We start from the raw sequence: 16,847 nt of genomic DNA on the forward strand, positions 1-16,847 counted from the left end.
CATAGCCCGAGGAGCCCCGTCATGTCCGATTCCCTGATCATCCCCTGCCCCCACTGCAACGGCCTGAACCGCGTTCCCGCCACGCGGGTGAACGATTCGCCCAGTTGCGGGCGCTGCCAGTCGCCGATCGTGCTGGATACGCCGTTCGACCTCGACGAGGCCGGCTTCGCCGCCCAGGCCAAGGGCGACCTGCCGTTGCTGGTAGACGTGTGGGCCGACTGGTGCGGGCCGTGCAAGGGCTTTGCGCCAGTGTTCGAGCAGGCCGCCGCGCGGCTGTCGGGCAAGGTGCGCCTGGCCAAGCTCGACAGCGATGCCAACCCGAACCTCTCCACGCGCCTGGGGATTCGTTCGATCCCGAGCCTGATCCTGCTGCGCAACGGCCAGGAAGTGGCGCGCCAGAGCGGCGCAATGCCGCTGCCGCAGTTGCTCGACTGGCTGTCGCGCCAGGGCATCTGAGGGCGAGCGTTTCGGTCAATCCACGCGGTCATTGCCAGGCCGAGTGGTGCGGCTAGGCTTGGGGGCACACCCCGCTGGCGAATCGGAGCGCGCCCATGCGTCACAACCTGGAATTCATCCGCCAACTCACCGAAGAGCACATCGCCTTCGTCAAGCGCACCGGCCTCAAGGCCGAGGTGCTGGAACCGGGCCTCGTGCGCCTGCGCATGCCGCTCAAGGACAACGAGAACCACCTGCGCAACATGTACGCCGGCGCATTGTTCACCGTGGCCGAGCTGCCCGGGGGCGTGCTGATGCTGACCAGCTTCGACGCCCGGCGCTTCTATCCCATCGTCAAGGAAGCCGGCCTGCGCTTCCTGCGCCCTGCTTCGAGCGACGTGACGGTCGAGGCGCGGCTCAGCGAGGAGGACATCCAGCGCATTGGCGAGGAAGCCACGAACCTCGGCAAGGCCGAATTCGTCCTCGACCTGCAGCTGAAGGACGAAGAAGGCAACGTCGTCGCCGAAAGCCACGCCATCTATCAGCTGCGTAGCCGCTGAATCCGGGCCATTGCCCTGCATCAAGGTGAAATTTCCTACGTGGCGCGACAGTGGAAGCGCCACAGAGGGAGCCCACCATGTACAGGAACCTGCTCGTCGCCCACGACCTCAGCGTCGAGGCGGATATCGCCGTACGCCGCGCCGCCCAGCTGGCCCGCCAGCACGGCGCCAGCGTCACGCTGCTGCACGTCATCGAGGAATTCTTCCCCGACCGCATGATGGCCACGGTGCGCGAAGCCGCCGAAGTGGCGCTGCGCGATGCAGCCCGCGCCAGCGATATCACCGACTACCAGTTGGTGATCCGCCAGGGCCGCGCGGCGAATACCGTGACCGCGACGGTGCAGGAACTGAACGCTGATCTGCTGGTGATCGGCGCGCACCACCAGCAACTGCTGGAACGCTTCGACGGCACCACCCTGGAGCGCATCGCCCGGCATTGCCGCGCGCCGATCCTGCTGGCCGTGGACGAGTCCGCCAGACCTTACGCGAAGGCCCTTGCCGGGCTGGACCTGTCGCACTGCTCCTGCCAGGCCTGGCGCGCCGGCTACCGGCTTCTCGCGGCCGACGCCGAGCTGCTGGCACTCAACGCCTACCAGCCGGGCAAGAAGGCCGGCCGCGCCGACAGCCACCTCGACACCCAGCGCGAACTGCTGCGCCAGGCGCTGCAGGATGAGCGCGCGCAGGTGCCGGCCACGGGGCCGCAATTGCTTTGTGCGGTGCAGCAGGGCACGCCCCAGCAGGCGCTGGAAACGGCATTACGGGAATGGACGCCGGACCTGCTGGTGCTCGGCAGCCGCAGCCGCGGCGCCATCGAGCAGGCCATGCTGGGCAGCTCGACGCGCTATTTCCTGCGCCGGCCGCCCTGCGATGTGCTGATCAGCCAGTAGCCGTTCAGGCTTCCAGCAGGTTGTGCAGTTCGACGAACTGCTGGGTCAGCTTGTGCCGCGGCTCAAGGAAGATCAGCGGGGTGCAGGCCTGGTGCGACTCGCGCATCTTCACCGAGCTCATCAGGTACACCGGCAGCACCGGCAGTTCCTCTTCCACCAGTTCATCCAGCAGCTGCTGCGGCAGGGTCGCGCGCGGCTGGAACTGGTTGACCACGATACCTTCGACTTCCAGGTCCTCGTTGTGGTCTTCCTTCAGCTCTTCGATCTCCTGCAGCAGGCCGTACAGCGCCTGGCGGGAGAAACTGTCGCAGTCGAAGGGAATCAGGCAGCGATCTGCAGCGATCAGCGCGGAAACCGTGTAGAAGTTCAGCGCCGGCGGCGTATCCAGGTAGATTCGGTCGTAGTCTTCGGACAGCTCGTCCAGCAGTTTGCGCAGCTTGTTGATCTTGTGCTTCTGCTCGAGCTTGGGCTGCAGGTCCGCCAGCTCCGGGCTGGCCGTGACGATGTGCAGGTTGTCGAAGGGCGTCTCGTAGATGTCGACCTTGCCCTTGCGGCTGAAAGGCCCGGACGACAGCGTCTGCTTGAAGAAGTCGGCGATGCCCACCGGCAGGTCCTCGCCGGTCAGGCCGGTGAGGTAATGCGTGGAGTTGGCCTGGGCATCCAGGTCCACCAGCAAGGTGCGATAGCCCTCCGCTGCGCTCACTGCCGCCAGGTTGCAGGCGATGCTGGACTTGCCGACCCCGCCCTTCTGATTGAACACCACGCGCCGCATGAGCCATCCCTCCAGAACCATTCAAGACCCCGGGATTCTATGCAAAGCCCATGACAAGGGCGAGCACCCTCGCACCAAGGCTGCGCTACCGCTCGGCGGCTGACGAAATTTCATACAGCGGTTCGTCATAAAGTCGGCATCTAATTCGATTAATGCCCTGTTTCCTGCATCTGCCCTTTTGTAAGCAAAAGTTTGCTTGACAGCAGCATGACCGGGATAATACCGGCCCTGCGCCATGGCACGTGTCGACGAAGCTCTTGGTGGATCAAGGAAGACCCATTAGCCGACCGGAATGCCCCGAAGGGCCCACAAGAGCTCGCAGCGTGATTCAATTCAATATCGACCAGTGGAGCGCCTGGGCCCCGGGTCTGTCCACGATTGCCGACTGGCAGAGCTGGGTACGGGAAGAGCGCCTTCCTGACAGCGCCGCCCAAGCGGATGTCGCCTTTCTCCCCGCCATGCAACGCCGTCGCCTCAGCCCCCTGGCGCGGATGGTGTTCAGTGTCGCCTGGCCCCTGGCTGACGGGCGGCCGCCGATGCCGCTGATCTTCGTTTCCCGCCACGGCGAAACCGGCCGCAGCCTGGAACTGCTGCGCGAGCTGGCCGTCGAACAACCACTGTCGCCGACCCAGTTCAGCCTTTCCGTGCACAACGCGGTGATCGGCCTGTGGTCGATCCTGCGGCAGGACACCTGCGAAATGACGGCTTCGAGCACGGCCTGCTGGAAGCCGCGGCACTGCTCGCCGAAGGCGCCCCGGAGGTGCTGCTGGTGGTGACCGAAGAGCCATTGCCGGAGCTGTATGCCCCCTGGGTCGACGACGTGCCCTTCCCCTACGCCGTGGCCCTGCGCCTGAAGGCTGGCAGCGAATGGTCGCTGGAACTCGCGGAAAACGGCACGGCCCTTGCTCCGCCGTCCCACCCCAATGCCCTGAACCTGGTGCGCGCGCTGATCGAGCGCACCGGCCTGATCCACCACCCCTGGAAGAAGCGTCTATGGACCTGGCAACGCAACCACTGAGCAAGCGCGCCGACGCTTGGCTGTGGCGCCTGTTCGCCACCGGCCTGTGCTTCGCCCTCTTCGGTATCGGCGGCCTGCTGCTGCGGGCGCTGGTCTTCCCGCTGCTGGCCTTGCTGCCCGGCGACGCCTTGCGCCGCCGCACCCGCGCGCGCCAGACGGTCAGCCGGCTGTTCTGGCTGTTCGTGCAGATCATGCAGCGCAGCGGCGTTCTCACCTATCAAGTCGAAGGCATCGAGCGCCTGGGTCGGCCGGGGCAGATGGTGATCGCCAACCACCCCTCGCTGATCGACGTGGTCTTCCTCATCGGCCTGATCCGCGATGCCAACTGCGTGGTCAAGCAGAGTCTGTTCGCCAACCCCTTCACCCGCGGCCCGTTGACGGCGGCGCAGTACATCAGCAACAACGGCAGCATGGACATGTTCGATGAGGCCGTGGACGCATTGCAGCAGGGCCAGACCCTGATCGTCTTCCCCGAGGGCACCCGCACTACGCCGGGTGCGGCTCCGCAGTTCCATCGCGGCGCGGCGTCCATCGCCCTGCGCGGCGCCAGCGTCATCACCCCGGTGACCATCACCGTGACCCCGACCACCCTGACCAAGGCCGAGCCCTGGTACAGCATTCCCGCCCGCCGCGTGCATTTCCGGCTGCGCGTCGGCGACGACCTGGACCCACAGGTCTTTGCCAGCCAGGGCCCCGCCCCGGCAGCCTCGCGCCGGCTCAATGCCTTCCTGCACCAGCATTTCATCAAGGAGCTCGCAAGAGATGAGCGATCTGCAACTGGAGATTAAACAGCTGATCATCGACGCCCTCGGCCTCGAAGATATCGGCCCTGACGACATCGGCGCCGAAGACGCGCTGTTCGGCGACGGCCTCGGCCTGGATTCGGTCGACGCCCTGGAGCTGGGCCTGGCCATCCAGAAACGCTACGGCATCAAGATCGACGCCGATGCCAAGGACACCCGCCAGCATTTCGCCAATGTGGCGAGCCTGGCGGCCTTCGTGACCGCCCAGAAAGCCGCCTGAGACCGCTGACCATGCAAACCCGTGAGGACATTTTCAACACCCTGCGCGACGCCCTGGTCGAGCTGTTCGAACTGGAACCGGAGCAGATCAGCCTCGACGCCAACCTGTACCAGGACCTGGAGATCGACAGCATCGACGCCGTCGACCTGATCGACCACCTCAAGCGCCAGACCGGCAAGAAGATCGCCGCCGAGGAGTTCAAGTCGGTGCGTACCGTCGGCGACGTGGTCGAAGCGGTCTATCGCCTGGCCAACCCATGACACGCCTGGTCGGGCTCGGCCTGCTGCTGGCCGGGCTGCTCTACCCGTTCGCGATCTACTTCGGCATCGATCACCTGTCGCCGAAATTCTTCGCGCTGCTGCTGGGCGGGTTGTGGTTCGCCCGCAGCCTGGGCAGCGGGCAACGCCCCGGGCAGCGCTGGATGGCGCTGGCGGCCGTGGCCTTCTGCATGCTGCTGTGGTTCCTCAATGAACCGCACCTGCTGCGCTGGTACCCGGTGCTGATCAGCGCGGGCCTGCTCAGCCTGTTCGCCCTCAGCCTGAAGTTCGGCCCGCCGCTGGTCGAGCGCCTGGCGCGCCTGCGCGAGCCGGAACTGCCGCCCCACGCGGTGCGCTACACCCGCCGGGTGACCCAGGCCTGGGTGCTGTTCTTCCTGGGCAACGGCCTGATTGCCGCGGCCCTCACACTGTGGGCGCCGCTGGCCTGGTGGACGCTGTACAACGGCCTGATTTCCTACCTGCTGATGGGCGTGCTGTTCGCCGTCGAGTGGCTGGTACGGCAGCGGGTCAGAGGTCAAGGATGAAATCGATTTCCCTCGCCCGGCTGCTGCTGGAGCTGCCCGCCGGGCGCCCATTGGCGCTGGAGCCGACACTGCTCGCCAGCGACTTCCTGCAACGCGTCTGCGCAGCTGCCGGCGCCCTGCGCCAGCGCAATGCCCAGCGCGTGGCGATCCACCTGGAAGACGCCGCCGAGCTGGCCATCGCCCTTTACGCGGCGTGGCTAGCCGGTGCCGAAGCGGTGCTGCCGGCCGACAACCTCGCCCACAGCCGCGAGCGACTGGCCTCGCAGATCGACGCCTGGATCGGCGATCAGCCCGGTGACTTGCTGCTGACCGAACTGAACGGCTCGGCACTGCCTCCGGCCCCTCTTGCACCTGAAGAGCTGGACCTCGACGCCTGCCGCCTGGTGCTCAGCACTTCCGGCTCCACCGGCGAGCCCAAGCTGATCGGCAAGTCCCTGCGCCAGCTGAGCAACGAAGTGCAGGTGCTGGAAGCCCTCTGGGGCGAACAACTGGGCGATGCGCGCATCCTCGGCAGCGTCGCCGCGCAGCACATCTACGGCCTGCTGTTCCGCGTGCTCTGGCCGCTGTCCGCCGGCCGCGCCTTCCTCCGTCGGCAGATCGCCTTCCCCGAAGACCTGCAACGCCTGAGCCTCGACCAGCCGCGCTTCGCCTGGGTCGGCAGCCCGGCGCTGCTCAAGCGCATGGGCGACAACCTCGACTGGCCGGCGCTGCGCCCGGTGGTGCGGGTGTTCTCCTCCGGCGGCCCGCTGCCAGCCGAAGCCGGCGAGCAGTTGCACGAGCGCCTCGGCCAGGCACCCACGGAAATCTACGGCAGCTCCGAGACCGGCGGCATCGCCTGGCGCCAGGGCGGCCAGCTGTGGCAGCCGTTCGAAGGCGTGGTGCTGAGCCAGGACGAGCACGGCGCACTGCGCATCGAATCGACCTACCTGCCGCTCGGCGAAACCGAACAGACCGCCGACGCCGCACGAATTTGCGCCGACGGCCGCTTCGAGCTGCTCGGCCGGCTCGACCGCATCGTCAAGCTGGAAGAAAAACGCATCTCCCTGCCGCAACTGGAAGCGGCGCTGATGAAGCATCCCTTCGTCAGCGAAGCACGCCTGGGCGTGGTGCAGGAGAACCGCGCCAGCCTCGGCGCACTGGTCGCCCTGAGCGACGCCGGCCTGCATGAGCTGCGCAACGGCGGCCGCCGCGCGCTGACCCAGCGGCTGCGCGAACACCTCGCCGACCACTGCGAAGCCCTCGCCCTGCCGCGCCGCTGGCGCCTGCTGCGGCGCCTGCCGGGCAACGCCCAGGGCAAGCTGCCGCAAAGCCTGGTGGACGAACTGCTGCACGCGCCGCGCAGCCGCGATCCCGACGTGATGACGCACAACGCGGTGGACGGTGAACAGCACTTCCAGCTGGAAATCCCCCTGGACCTCGCCTACTTCCCCGGCCACTTCCCCAAGGCTCCCGTGCTGCCGGGCGTGGTCCAGGTGCAATGGGCGCAGCAACTGGGTCGCCAGGTCTTCGACCTGCCGCCACGCTTCGGCGGCATGGAAGTGCTGAAGTTCCAGCAACTGCTGCGGCCGGGCGATCTCTGCCAGCTGGCCCTGCGCTGGGACGCCGAGCGCGGCAAGCTGTACTTCGCCTTCACCCGTGGCGAGGCCGCCTGTTCTTCAGGGCGCATCCTGCTGGGGGCGGACGAATGAGCACCAAACCGTGTGCCGTGATTCCGGTGTACAACCACGAGCACGCGCTGCCCCACGTGGTCGCCGAACTGCTCGCCGCCGGCCTGCCCTGCGTGCTGGTCGACGACGCCTCCAGCCGCGAGTGCGCGGCGGTGATGGACCAGCTCGCCGCAGGCCGCGACACGTACCTGGTGCGCCTGCCGGTGAACCAGGGCAAGGGCGGCGCGGTGATGGCCGGCCTGCGCGAAGCGGCGCGCCTGGGCTTCACCCACGCGTTGCAGGTGGACGCCGACGGCCAGCATGACCTGGGCGACGTGCAGCGCTTCCTCGGCACCTCCCGCGAGCACCCCGAGGCGCTGGTCTGCGGCTATCCGCAGTACGACGAAAGCGTGCCCAAGGGTCGCCTCTACGCGCGCTACCTGACCCACGTCTGGGTGTGGATCAACAGCCTGTCGCTGTCCATCCGCGACGGCATGTGCGGCTTCCGCGTCTACCCGCTGGCGTCCACGCTGAAACTGATCGACAGCACCTCGCTGGGCAAGCGCATGGATTTCGACCCGGAAATCCTCGTCCGCCTGGCCTGGCGCAACCAGCCGATGCAATGGCTGCCGACGAAGGTGCAGTACCCGCTGGACGGCCTCTCGCACTTCCGCCTGTTCCACGACAACGCGCTGATCTCCTCCATGCACGCCCGGCTGTTCTTCGGCATGCTCTGGCGCTCGCCGGCGATCCTCTGGCGCCGCCTGCGGAGCGCCGCGTGAGCGCGCAGCACTGGGCGCAACAGCGCGAGCGCGGCAGCCTGCTGCTGATGCGCTTCACCGCCTGGGCGGCGCGCACCCTCGGCCGGCGCCTGCTGTCGCCGCTGCTGCACCTGATCGTGCTGTACTTCTTCCTCTTCGGCGCCCGTGCGCGCGGCGCCATCCGCGAGTACCAGCAGCGCCTGGCGCAGCACAGCGGTGACGCCTCGCTGAGCCCGACCACCGGCCGCGTGTTCGGCCAGTTCATGGCCTTCGCCGACGCCATCCTCGACAAGCTCGATGTCTGGGCCGGCCGCCTGGACCTCGCCAGCATCGAACTGAACGACCCGCACAACCTGCGCGCGCAGTTGCGCAGCGGCCGTGGCCAGCTGTTGGTGGGCGCGCACCTGGGCAACCTCGAGGTCTGCCGCGCGCTGGCGGAACTGGGCGAAAAGGTGCGCATGAACGTACTGGTGCACACCCGCCACGCCGAGCAGTTCAACAAGCTGCTGGGCGAGTCCGGCGCCAGCCACCTGCGGCTGATCCAGGTGAGCGAGCTGGACCCGGCGATCATGCTGCAGTTGTCCCAGCGCCTGGACGCCGGCGAATGGCTGGCGATTGCCGGCGACCGCATTCCGCTGCACGGCGGGCGCAACGTCGAGGTCGATTTCCTCGGCGCCCCGGCCGCCTTCCCGCAGGGGCCCTGGCTGCTCGCCGGGCTGCTGCAGTGCCCGGCCAACCTGATGTTCTGCCTGAAGGAAGAGGGCCGCTACCGCGTGCACCTGGAGCCCTTCGCCAAGCGCATCCAGTGGCGCCGCAGCGACCGCGCGGAGGTCCTGAAACACTGGACCCAGCGCTACGCGCAGCGCCTGGAACACTACTGCCTGCGCGCGCCGCAGCAGTGGTTCAACTTCTACCCGTTCTGGAAAGCCCATGACGACAGCCACTGAAGCGCCGGTTTTCGGCCAAGGCCACCTGAGCATCGAACAGATCGTCGCCCTCGCCGAGCGCCGCGTCGAAAGCCGCCTGGACGACGACGCCGAGTTCCGCGCGCGGATCGCCCGCGGCGCGCAGTTCCTCGACACCCTGCTGGACAAGGAAGGCGTCATCTACGGCGTCACCACCGGCTACGGCGATTCCTGCGTGGTGGCTGTGCCGCTGGAGCACGTCGAGGCGCTGCCGCAGCACCTGTTCACCTTCCACGGCTGCGGCCTGGGCAAGCTGCTGGAGCCGGCCGCCGTGCGCGCCGTGCTCGCCGCGCGCCTGCGCTCGCTGAGCCACGGGGTTTCCGGTGTACGCCTGGAGCTGCTGGAGCGCCTGCATGCCTTCCTCGAACTGGACATCCTGCCGCTGATCCCGGAAGAAGGCTCGGTGGGCGCCAGCGGTGACCTCACGCCGCTGTCCTACGTTGCCGCGACCCTCGCCGGCGAGCGTGAAGTGCTGTGGCGCGGCGAGCGTCGCAGCGCCGCCGACGTCCACGCCGAGCTGGGCTGGCAACCGCTGGTGCTGCGGCCCAAGGAAGCGCTGGCGCTGATGAACGGCACGGCGGTGATGACCGGCCTGGCCTGCCTCGCCTATTCGCGCGCCGACTACCTGCTCAAGCTGGCCACGCGCATCACCGCGCTGAACGTCATCGCCCTGCAGGGCAACCCGGAGCACTTCGACGAGCGCCTGTTCGCCGCCAAGCCGCATCCGGGGCAGATGCAGGTCGCCGCGTGGATTCGCCAGGACCTCGCCATCGACGCACCGACGCCGCCGTTGCACCGCCTGCAGGACCGCTACTCGCTGCGCTGCGCTCCCCACGTGCTGGGCGTGCTCGCCGACAGTCTGGGCCTGCTGCGGCAGTTCATCGAGATCGAACTGAACAGCGCCAACGACAACCCGATCATCGACGCCGAGGACGAGCGCGTGCTCCACGGCGGGCACTTCTACGGCGGGCACATCGCCTTCGCCATGGACAGCCTGAAGAACCTCGTGGCCAACGTCGCCGACCTGCTCGACCGGCAGCTCGCGCTGCTGGTGGACACCCGCTACAACCACGGCCTGCCGAGCAACCTCTCGGGCGCTCCGGCGGACCGCGCGATGATCAACCACGGCTTCAAGGCCGTGCAGATCGGCGCCAGCGCCTGGACCGCCGAGGCGCTGAAGAACACCCTGCCGGCCAGCGTGTTCTCGCGTTCCACCGAGTGCCACAACCAGGACAAGGTGAGCATGGGCACCATCGCCGCGCGCGATGCCCTGCGCACCCTGGAGCTGACCGAGCAGGTCGCCGCCGCCACCCTGCTGGCCGCGCAACAGGGCGTCTGGCTGCGCTGCGGCGAAGCCGGCGCGCGCCCGCTGCCGGCGCCGCTGGGCGGCATGCACGAACAGCTCGGCCAGGACTTCCCGCCGCTGATCGAGGACCGCGCCCTGGAAAGCGAGCTGCGCCTGTGCCTGGAGCGCATCCGCGCACGCCACTGGGGGCTCTATGCGTAAGGCCGGCGTGCTGCAGGCCGAGGTGGAAATCCTCGTGCCGTTCTTCGACGTCGACATGATGGAAGTGGTCTGGCACGGCCACTACGTCAAGTACCTGGAAGTCGCGCGCTGCGCCCTGCTCGACAGGCTCGACCACAACTACTCGCAGATGCGCGAGGCCGGCTACGCCTGGCCGGTGATCGACCTGCAGCTGCGCTACGTGCGCGGCGCCCGCTTCGGCCAGCGCATCAGCGTGCGCGCCGACCTGGTGGAGTGGGAGAACCGCCTGAAGATCAACTACCTGATCAGCGACGCCGAGACCGGCGAGCGCCTGACCCGCGCCAGCAGCACCCAGGTGGCGGTGGAGATCGCCAGCCGCGAGATGCAGATGGCCTCGCCCGCGGTGTTCATCGACGCCGTGCAGCGCGCGCTGGAGGCAGAAGCATGCTGAAGCGCGCCCTGCTCGTCTGCGGCCTCCTGCTCGCGCCTCTGGCCCACGCCTTCGACCTGCCTCAACTGGCCGCACAGCTCGGCAAGCCGGCAGTGGTGCGCGGCGAGTTCGTCCAGGAGAAGCACCTGCGTTCGCTGCCGCAGCCGCTGGTGAGCAAGGGCCACTTCGTCCTCGCCAAGCAGCACGGCCTGCTCTGGCTGCTGCAGACGCCGCTCAAGCAGGACTACCGCATCGACGACCTGGGCATCGCCCGGCGCGACGCCAGTGGCTGGCAGCAACTGCCGCAACGCAGCGCCAGCGCGCAGCAGAACCGCCTGTTCCTCGCCGTGCTGGAAGGTGACAGCAGCGGCCTGCAGCGCGACTTCGACCTCGCCCTCAGCGGCGAGGCGAACGACTGGAAGCTCACCCTGACGCCGCGCGCCGTGCTGCTCAAGCAGATCTTCGACAGCATCGAGATCGCCGGCGGCGAACTGGTACAGCGCATCGAACTGCACGAAGCCCAGGGCGACCGCACCGTGCTGCGCATGACCAGCAGCCAGCCCGGCGACAGCCTGACCGATGCGGAGCGCAGTGACTTTGCCCGCTGAGCGGCCGCAGTGGCTGCCACGCCTGGTGATCGCCGGGCTGCTGGCGCTGCTCGCCCTCGCCGCCTGGCAATGGCGCGGCACCGCGCCGCTGAGCACCGACCTGCTGGAACTGGTGCCCGGCGGCAGCCGTGACGCCCTGCAGCAGCTGGCCGAGCAGCGCATGCAGGAGCCGCTCAACCGCGAACTGCTGGTGTTGGTCGGCTACCCCGAGCGCGACACCGCCATCACCCACGCCCGCGAACTGGCCGAACGCTGGCAGGCCAGCGGCCTCTACGAAAAGGTGCAATGGGGCGTACAGGCGGACCTGCCGGCCCTGCGCGAACAACTGCGCGCCGGCCGCCTCGCGCTGCTGAACGCCGACGACCGCCGCCAGCTCGCCGATGAGCCCGCCGCCTTCATCCAGCAGCGCGTCGAACAACTTTTCGATCCTTTCTCGGGCTTCGGCCTGTTGCCCAACGACCAGGACTGGTTCGGCCTGGCCCTGCGCATCCAGCACCACCAGCCGCTGACGGCCAAGGTGCAGCTGGACATCGGCAGCGGCGCACTGGTCGCCGAAGACGACGGGCGCAGCTGGGTGCTGCTGCGCGCACGCACCCGCGCCGATGCCTTCGACATGAACCTGCCGCGCGCCGTGGCCGCGCAAATCGCCGATGCGCGCCAGCAGCTGGCTGCCGATGGTGGGCAGATAGTCGCCGCCAGCGGCCTGCTCTACGCCGCCGACGGCCAGCGCCAGGCCAGCCGCGAGATGACCTGGGTCGGCGGCGGCGCCGCGCTGGGCACGCTGCTTCTGTTGCTTTTCGCCTTCCGCCGCGTGCGCGCATTGCTGGCCTTCCTGCCGGTGCTGGTCGGCGTGCTGGCCGGCGCCACCGCGTGCATCGCGCTGTTCGGCAAGATCAACCTGCTCACCCTAATGCTGGGCGCCAGCCTGATCGGCGTGGCCTCGGACTACCCGCTGCACTATCTGTCGAAAGCCTGGACTGTCGCTCCTTGGCAGCCCTGGCGTGCTTTGAAGCTGAGCCAGCGCGGGCTGTTCCTCAGCCTCGCCACCAACCTGATCGGCTACCTCGCCCTGGCCTGCACGCCCTTCCCGGCGCTGACCCAGGTGGCGACCTTCTCGGTGGCCGGCCTGCTCGCCGCCTACCTGTGCGTGATCGGCCTGCTGCCGCTGCTGTTGCGCGGCAACGCCATCGCTCCACAACCTCTGCTGCTCTCGCTGGGCGAGCGCCTGATCGGCCTGCGCCAGTCCCTGCTCCAGCGCACCGGCAGTTGGCCGCTGCTCGCGGTGGTCGCGCTGTTCTGCGCCGGTGGGCTGTGGCAACTGCAGGTGAAGAACGACCTGCGCCAGTGGCTGGGCGCCAAGCCGCAATTGCTCAGCGAAGCCCAGGCCGCCGCGCGCATCACCGGCTACCAGCCCACCAGCCAGTTCTTCCTGGTGCGCGCCAGCGATGAAACCCAGCTGCTGCAACGCCAGGCTGAACTGGCTGCGCGACTGGACAAGCTGGTCGCCTCCGGCCAGCTCAAGGGCTACCTCGCGCTCAACCAGTTGCTTGCCACCGCGCAGCAGCAACAGCAGGCCCGTGAAGCGCTGCGCCAGCTGCCGCAACACTGGCAGGCACTGATCGACCTGGGCATTCCGCAGGCCGCGCTGCAAGCCGAGCTGGAGCGGCTGGAACAGCTTCCGCCACAGTCCCTGGACCAGGCCCTGAAGGGTCCGCTCGGCGAGCCGTGGCGGCCGCTGTGGCTGGGCACGGTGGACGGCGGCGTGGCCGGGCTGGTAAGCCTGCAGGGCCTGTCCGATGCTGGCGTGCTGACCGAACAGGCCAAGGGGCTGCAAGGCGTGCAGCTGGTGGATCGCCTCGGCGAGCTGAACCGCCTGTTCGCCGCCACCCAGGTCAGCGCCACCGAACTCAAGCTGCTCTCCTGCGTGTTGATCTTTGCCCTGCTGCTCAAGCCCTTCGGCCCGCGCGGCGCACTGCGCATCGTCCTGCTGCCGCTGCTGGCAGCGCTATGCAGCCTCGCCAGCCTCGGCTGGCTGGGCCAGCCGCTGACGCTGTTCAGCCTGTTCGGCCTGCTGCTGGTCACCGCCATCGGCGTGGATTACACCATCCTCATGCGCGAGCGCGTTGGCGGCACGGCGGTGAGCCTGATCGGCGTGCTGCTGGCGGCCATCACCACCTGGCTGTCGTTCGGCCTGCTGGCGCTGTCGGCCACGCCGGTGATCAGCAACTTCGGCCTGGCCGTGGGCCTGGGCCTGGGGTTCTGTTTCCTGTTCTGCCCCTGGGCAGGTGAAAGCGACCGAGAAGGAACTCCGGCATGCTGACGCTCCTCTTCTGGCTGGCCATGCCGCCGCTGTTCGCCGTGGCGGTGATCGGCGGGCGGCGCCTGCGCCTGCTGCCCATCGTCAGCCAGCTGCTGGTGGCCGGCCTGCTGCTGCCGCTGCTGTTCGTCGTGCTGCAGGGCCAGGGTTTCGAGGTGCGCACGCTGGTTACCGCGCCCTGGCTCAAGCCGCTTTACGACATCGGTTTCGCGCTGCTGCTGGGGCACATCCTCAGTGATGTGATCGACCTCGACGTCAGCCGCCAGAGCCTGAAGATCGCCCTGCCCAGTTTCGCCGTACCGCTGGCCTGCGGCATGGCCAGCGCCTGGTGGCTGCTGGGCGTGCGCGAGGGCATGAGCGTGCTGGGCATCGGCCTGCTGTTCTCGATCACCGCGATCCCGGTGCTCTACCTGTTCCTGCGCAACATCGATTACCCCGAGGACGCCACCCGCCGCCTGATGCACGCGGCGGTGCTGATGGACCTGTGGTGCTGGAGCCTGTTCGGCCTGGCCCAGGGCAGCAGCGATCCGTCCAAGCTGGTCTGGCCGCTACTGGCCGGTGTGGTGCCGCTGTTGCTGCGGCTGCTCGGCGTGCGCCAGCACCTGGCCTACAGCCTGCCGTTCTTCGGCCTGATGATCGCCTTCCAGCACTGGCACCTGAATACCCTGGTGTTCGCCATCACCTGGCTGATGGCCCAGGCCGCGGTGCGCCAGCCGTTCCGCCTGCCGATCTCGCCCCGCGCGGCACTGGCCCTGCAGAACACCCTGCTGGTGCCGCTGGTGCTGGCCTTCGGCATCCTCCAGATCGACTTCCACCACGCCCTTGCCGGCTACTCCTGGCTGTACCTCGGCGCGCTGCTGGCGCTGCCGGTGCTCAGCAAGCTGGCCGGCAGCTGGCTTGGCCTGCGCTGGGCGCTGCCGGGCGCGAGCCTGGATGAACTGTGGAAGGAAAGCCTGCTGCTGAACATTCGCGGGCTGACCGAGATCGTCTTCCTCAACCTGTTGTTCCAGCAGGGCCACATCGACTCGCTGCTGTATTTCAGCCTGCTGCTGATGAGCCTGTTCGCCACCCTACTGCCCGCCCTTTGCGGCGTGCGTCGTCCGCGCGCCGCCACCCAGCCTGACTCCCAGGATCATGCCCCGGCAAGGAGCCCCTCAGATGTCCGCCCCTGATCTGCAACAACGCACCGTCGTCGTCATCGGCGCCGGTCCATCCGGCGCCATCGCCGCCGCCCTGCTCAAGCGCAAGGGCCACGACGTGCTGGTGCTGGAGCGCCAGCGCTTCCCGCGCTTCTCCATCGGCGAGAGCCTGCTGTCGCACTGCCTGGACTTCGTCGAGGAAGCGGGGATGCTCGACGCCGTGCTCGCCGCCGGCTTCCAGGTGAAGCACGGCGCCGCCTTCGGCTGGGGCGAGCGCTACACCGCGTTCGACTTCCGCGACAAGTTCACGCAAGGCAAGGGGTCGACCTTCCAGGTCCAGCGCGCTCGCTTCGACCAGTTGCTGGCCGACCAGGCCGAGCTGCAGGGCGTGGAAATCCACTACGAAGAAGAAATCATCGCCGCCGATTTCGCCGGCGACTGCCCGCGCCTGCGGGTGCGCCGCCTGGACGGCAGCGAGTACGAGGTGGAGTGCGCCTTCGTCCTCGACGCCAGTGGCTACGGCCGTGTGCTGCCGCGCCTGCTGGACCTGGAGGCACCGTCTGGTTTCCCGGTACGTCGCGCCGTGTTCACGCATATCGAGGACCGCATCGACGCGCCGGAATTCGACCGCGAGAAGATCCTCATCAGCATCCACCCCGAGGAGCGCGGCATCTGGTACTGGACCATCCCCTTCAGCGATGGCCGCACCTCGGTCGGCGTGGTCGCCGAGGACCGTCACTTCGAAGGCAAGCTGGATGATCTGGACGCCTGCCTGAAGGGCTTCTTCGACGCCGCGCCGAACCTGCGCCCGCTGCTGGAGAATGCCGTGTGGGACACCCCGGCGCGCACCCTTGGCGGCTACTCGGCGAACGTCAAGCGCCTGGCCGGGCCGGGCTTCGCCCTGCTGGGCAACGCAGCGGAATTCCTCGACCCGGTATTCTCCTCCGGCGTCACCATCGCCATGCGCTCCTCCAGCATGGCGGCCAACCTGCTCGACCGTCAGCTCAAGGGCGAGACGGTGGACTGGGAAGGCGACTTCGCCCAACCGCTCAAGCGCGGCGTGGACACCTTCCGCGCCTACGTCGAGGGCTGGTACGACGGCAGCTTCCAGGACGTGATCTTCTACGAGAAGGCCACCCCGGAAATCCGCCGGATGATCTGCTCCATCCTCGCCGGCTACGCCTGGGACACGCGCAATCCCTTCGTCGCCGAACCGCAGCGTCGCCTGCGGGTGCTCTCCGAAATCTGTGCCAGCTGAAGGACAAGGACTGTCATGACCCGCCCCGCCTCCACCTACGTCGAAGAAACCCGTTTCGGTTTCTGGTTCCTGCAGAGCCACACCTGGCAGCACCACGTGCTGCGTGTGGCGATCAACGACCTCAAGCGCCTGGCCAGCTGGGACATCCCGGCCAATCCGGTGCTGCTGGACGCCGGCTGCGGCCAGGGCCGCTCGTTCCGTCTGTTGCGCGATGCCTTCAGGCCCGGCCGCATGATCGGTCTCGACGCCGACCCGCACAGCCTCGACTGCTCGGCCGTGGAAGCGGCGCGGGAGAACATCGAGGTGGAGCTGAACTGCGCCGATTGCGCCGACCTGATGCTGCCTTCGGCCAGCATCGACATCCTGTTCTGCCACCAGACCTTCCATCACCTGGTGGAGCAGGAGCAGGCGCTGCAGGAATTCTGGCGGGTGCTCAAGCCGGGCGGTCTGCTGCTGTTCGCCGAGTCCACCGAGGCGTACATCGATACCTGGGTGATCCGCTGGTTCTTCCGCCACCCGATGCACGTGCAGAAGAGCGCCGCGCAGTACCTGCAGATGCTCCGCGAGCAGGGCTTCGAATTCAGCGAGAAGAACGTCTCCTACCCCTACCTGTGGTGGAGCCGCGCCAAGGACTTCGGCCTGCTGGAGCGCTGGGGCCTGCGCAAGGCGAAGCCGTTCGGCCAGCGCGAGGAAACCCTGGTCAACGCCGTGGTGCGCAAGCCCCTGGAGAGCCGCTGAGC

General features: G+C 68.1%; 18 protein-coding genes and 1 pseudogene. 18 read left to right on the forward strand and 1 reads right to left on the reverse strand.

Annotated features, from left to right (window positions below):
* Nucleotides 1–21 precede the first annotated feature (21 nt).
* From trxC to ABKS89_RS27705, 3 genes are all read left to right on the forward strand, one after another.
* Complete coding sequence (trxC, locus tag ABKS89_RS27695) at nt 22–456, forward strand: thioredoxin TrxC (protein WP_138213961.1); 435 nt, start codon at nt 22–24, stop codon at nt 454–456.
* Between the two features lie 95 nt (nt 457–551).
* Entirely contained in the window at nt 552–995 is a 444-nt protein-coding gene (locus ABKS89_RS27700; protein ID WP_138213960.1) for a YiiD C-terminal domain-containing protein, read from the forward strand.
* Nucleotides 996–1,072: 77 nt separating this feature from the next.
* On the forward strand, nt 1,073–1,882 hold the full coding sequence (locus tag ABKS89_RS27705) for a universal stress protein (protein WP_348588371.1): 810 nt from the start codon (nt 1,073–1,075) through the stop codon (nt 1,880–1,882).
* 4 nt (nt 1,883–1,886) lie between these two features.
* On the opposite strand, the gene ABKS89_RS27710 is transcribed toward ABKS89_RS27705, so the two are convergent.
* Nucleotides 1,887–2,654 carry a ParA family protein gene (locus ABKS89_RS27710; RefSeq protein WP_138213958.1) on the reverse strand — a complete coding sequence of 256 codons (768 nt, stop codon included), beginning with the start codon at nt 2,652–2,654 and terminating at the stop codon, nt 1,887–1,889.
* A gap of 323 nt (nt 2,655–2,977) precedes the next feature.
* Between ABKS89_RS27710 and ABKS89_RS27715 the strand changes: the two are divergent.
* The 15 genes and pseudogenes from ABKS89_RS27715 (at nt 2,978) to ABKS89_RS27785 (ending at nt 16,845) form a co-directional block, all read left to right on the forward strand.
* Nucleotides 2,978–3,672: pseudogene (locus ABKS89_RS27715) on the forward strand (beta-ketoacyl synthase chain length factor).
* Nucleotides 3,648–4,460: a lysophospholipid acyltransferase family protein gene (locus tag ABKS89_RS27720; protein ID WP_348588373.1), complete on the forward strand. Its 813-nt coding sequence runs from the start codon at nt 3,648–3,650 to the stop codon at nt 4,458–4,460. The pseudogene ABKS89_RS27715 and the gene ABKS89_RS27720 overlap by 25 nt, the downstream one beginning before the upstream one ends.
* Nucleotides 4,435–4,695 carry an ApeE family acyl carrier protein gene (apeE, locus tag ABKS89_RS27725; protein WP_045216036.1) on the forward strand — a complete coding sequence of 87 codons (261 nt, stop codon included), beginning with the start codon at nt 4,435–4,437 and terminating at the stop codon, nt 4,693–4,695. The genes ABKS89_RS27720 and apeE overlap by 26 nt, the downstream gene beginning before the upstream one ends.
* Nucleotides 4,696–4,706: 11 nt before the next feature.
* Complete coding sequence (locus ABKS89_RS27730; RefSeq protein ID WP_081515447.1) at nt 4,707–4,955, forward strand: acyl carrier protein; 249 nt, start codon at nt 4,707–4,709, stop codon at nt 4,953–4,955.
* Nucleotides 4,952–5,497 (forward strand): COG4648 family protein, encoded by a 546-nt coding sequence (locus tag ABKS89_RS27735; RefSeq protein WP_081515446.1) that lies wholly within the window; start codon nt 4,952–4,954, stop codon nt 5,495–5,497. The genes ABKS89_RS27730 and ABKS89_RS27735 overlap by 4 nt, the downstream gene beginning before the upstream one ends.
* Nucleotides 5,494–7,185 (forward strand): ApeI family dehydratase, encoded by a 1,692-nt coding sequence (locus ABKS89_RS27740; RefSeq protein ID WP_348588374.1) that lies wholly within the window; start codon nt 5,494–5,496, stop codon nt 7,183–7,185. Before ABKS89_RS27735 ends, ABKS89_RS27740 begins: the two co-directional genes overlap by 4 nt.
* Entirely contained in the window at nt 7,182–7,925 is a 744-nt protein-coding gene (locus ABKS89_RS27745; protein WP_348588375.1) for a glycosyltransferase family 2 protein, read from the forward strand. Before ABKS89_RS27740 ends, ABKS89_RS27745 begins: the two co-directional genes overlap by 4 nt.
* Before the next feature lie 47 nt (nt 7,926–7,972).
* Nucleotides 7,973–8,851: a lysophospholipid acyltransferase family protein gene (locus tag ABKS89_RS27750; protein WP_348588575.1), complete on the forward strand. Its 879-nt coding sequence runs from the start codon at nt 7,973–7,975 to the stop codon at nt 8,849–8,851.
* Nucleotides 8,835–10,376 (forward strand): HAL/PAL/TAL family ammonia-lyase, encoded by a 1,542-nt coding sequence (locus tag ABKS89_RS27755; protein WP_348588377.1) that lies wholly within the window; start codon nt 8,835–8,837, stop codon nt 10,374–10,376. The genes ABKS89_RS27750 and ABKS89_RS27755 overlap by 17 nt, the downstream gene beginning before the upstream one ends.
* Nucleotides 10,369–10,806: an acyl-CoA thioesterase gene (locus tag ABKS89_RS27760; RefSeq protein WP_138213951.1), complete on the forward strand. Its 438-nt coding sequence runs from the start codon at nt 10,369–10,371 to the stop codon at nt 10,804–10,806. Before ABKS89_RS27755 ends, ABKS89_RS27760 begins: the two co-directional genes overlap by 8 nt.
* Complete coding sequence (gene apeL / locus ABKS89_RS27765) at nt 10,800–11,393, forward strand: ApeL family LolA-like protein (protein WP_348588379.1); 594 nt, start codon at nt 10,800–10,802, stop codon at nt 11,391–11,393. Before ABKS89_RS27760 ends, apeL begins: the two co-directional genes overlap by 7 nt.
* Nucleotides 11,365–13,713, forward strand: a complete 2,349-nt coding sequence (locus ABKS89_RS27770; protein ID WP_348588380.1) for an MMPL family transporter — start codon at nt 11,365–11,367, stop codon at nt 13,711–13,713. The genes apeL and ABKS89_RS27770 overlap by 29 nt, the downstream gene beginning before the upstream one ends.
* On the forward strand, nt 13,707–14,882 hold the full coding sequence (locus ABKS89_RS27775) for a cation:proton antiporter (protein WP_348588382.1): 1,176 nt from the start codon (nt 13,707–13,709) through the stop codon (nt 14,880–14,882). Before ABKS89_RS27770 ends, ABKS89_RS27775 begins: the two co-directional genes overlap by 7 nt.
* Nucleotides 14,869–16,107, forward strand: a complete 1,239-nt coding sequence (locus ABKS89_RS27780; RefSeq protein WP_348588383.1) for an NAD(P)/FAD-dependent oxidoreductase — start codon at nt 14,869–14,871, stop codon at nt 16,105–16,107. Before ABKS89_RS27775 ends, ABKS89_RS27780 begins: the two co-directional genes overlap by 14 nt.
* A 15-nt stretch (nt 16,108–16,122) precedes the next feature.
* Complete coding sequence (locus tag ABKS89_RS27785) at nt 16,123–16,845, forward strand: class I SAM-dependent methyltransferase (RefSeq protein WP_348588384.1); 723 nt, start codon at nt 16,123–16,125, stop codon at nt 16,843–16,845.
* Nucleotides 16,846–16,847 lie beyond the last annotated feature (2 nt).

The sequence above is a fragment of the Pseudomonas sp. LABIM340 genome (genome assembly GCF_040017195.2).
Lineage (GTDB): Bacteria > Pseudomonadota > Gammaproteobacteria > Pseudomonadales > Pseudomonadaceae > Pseudomonas.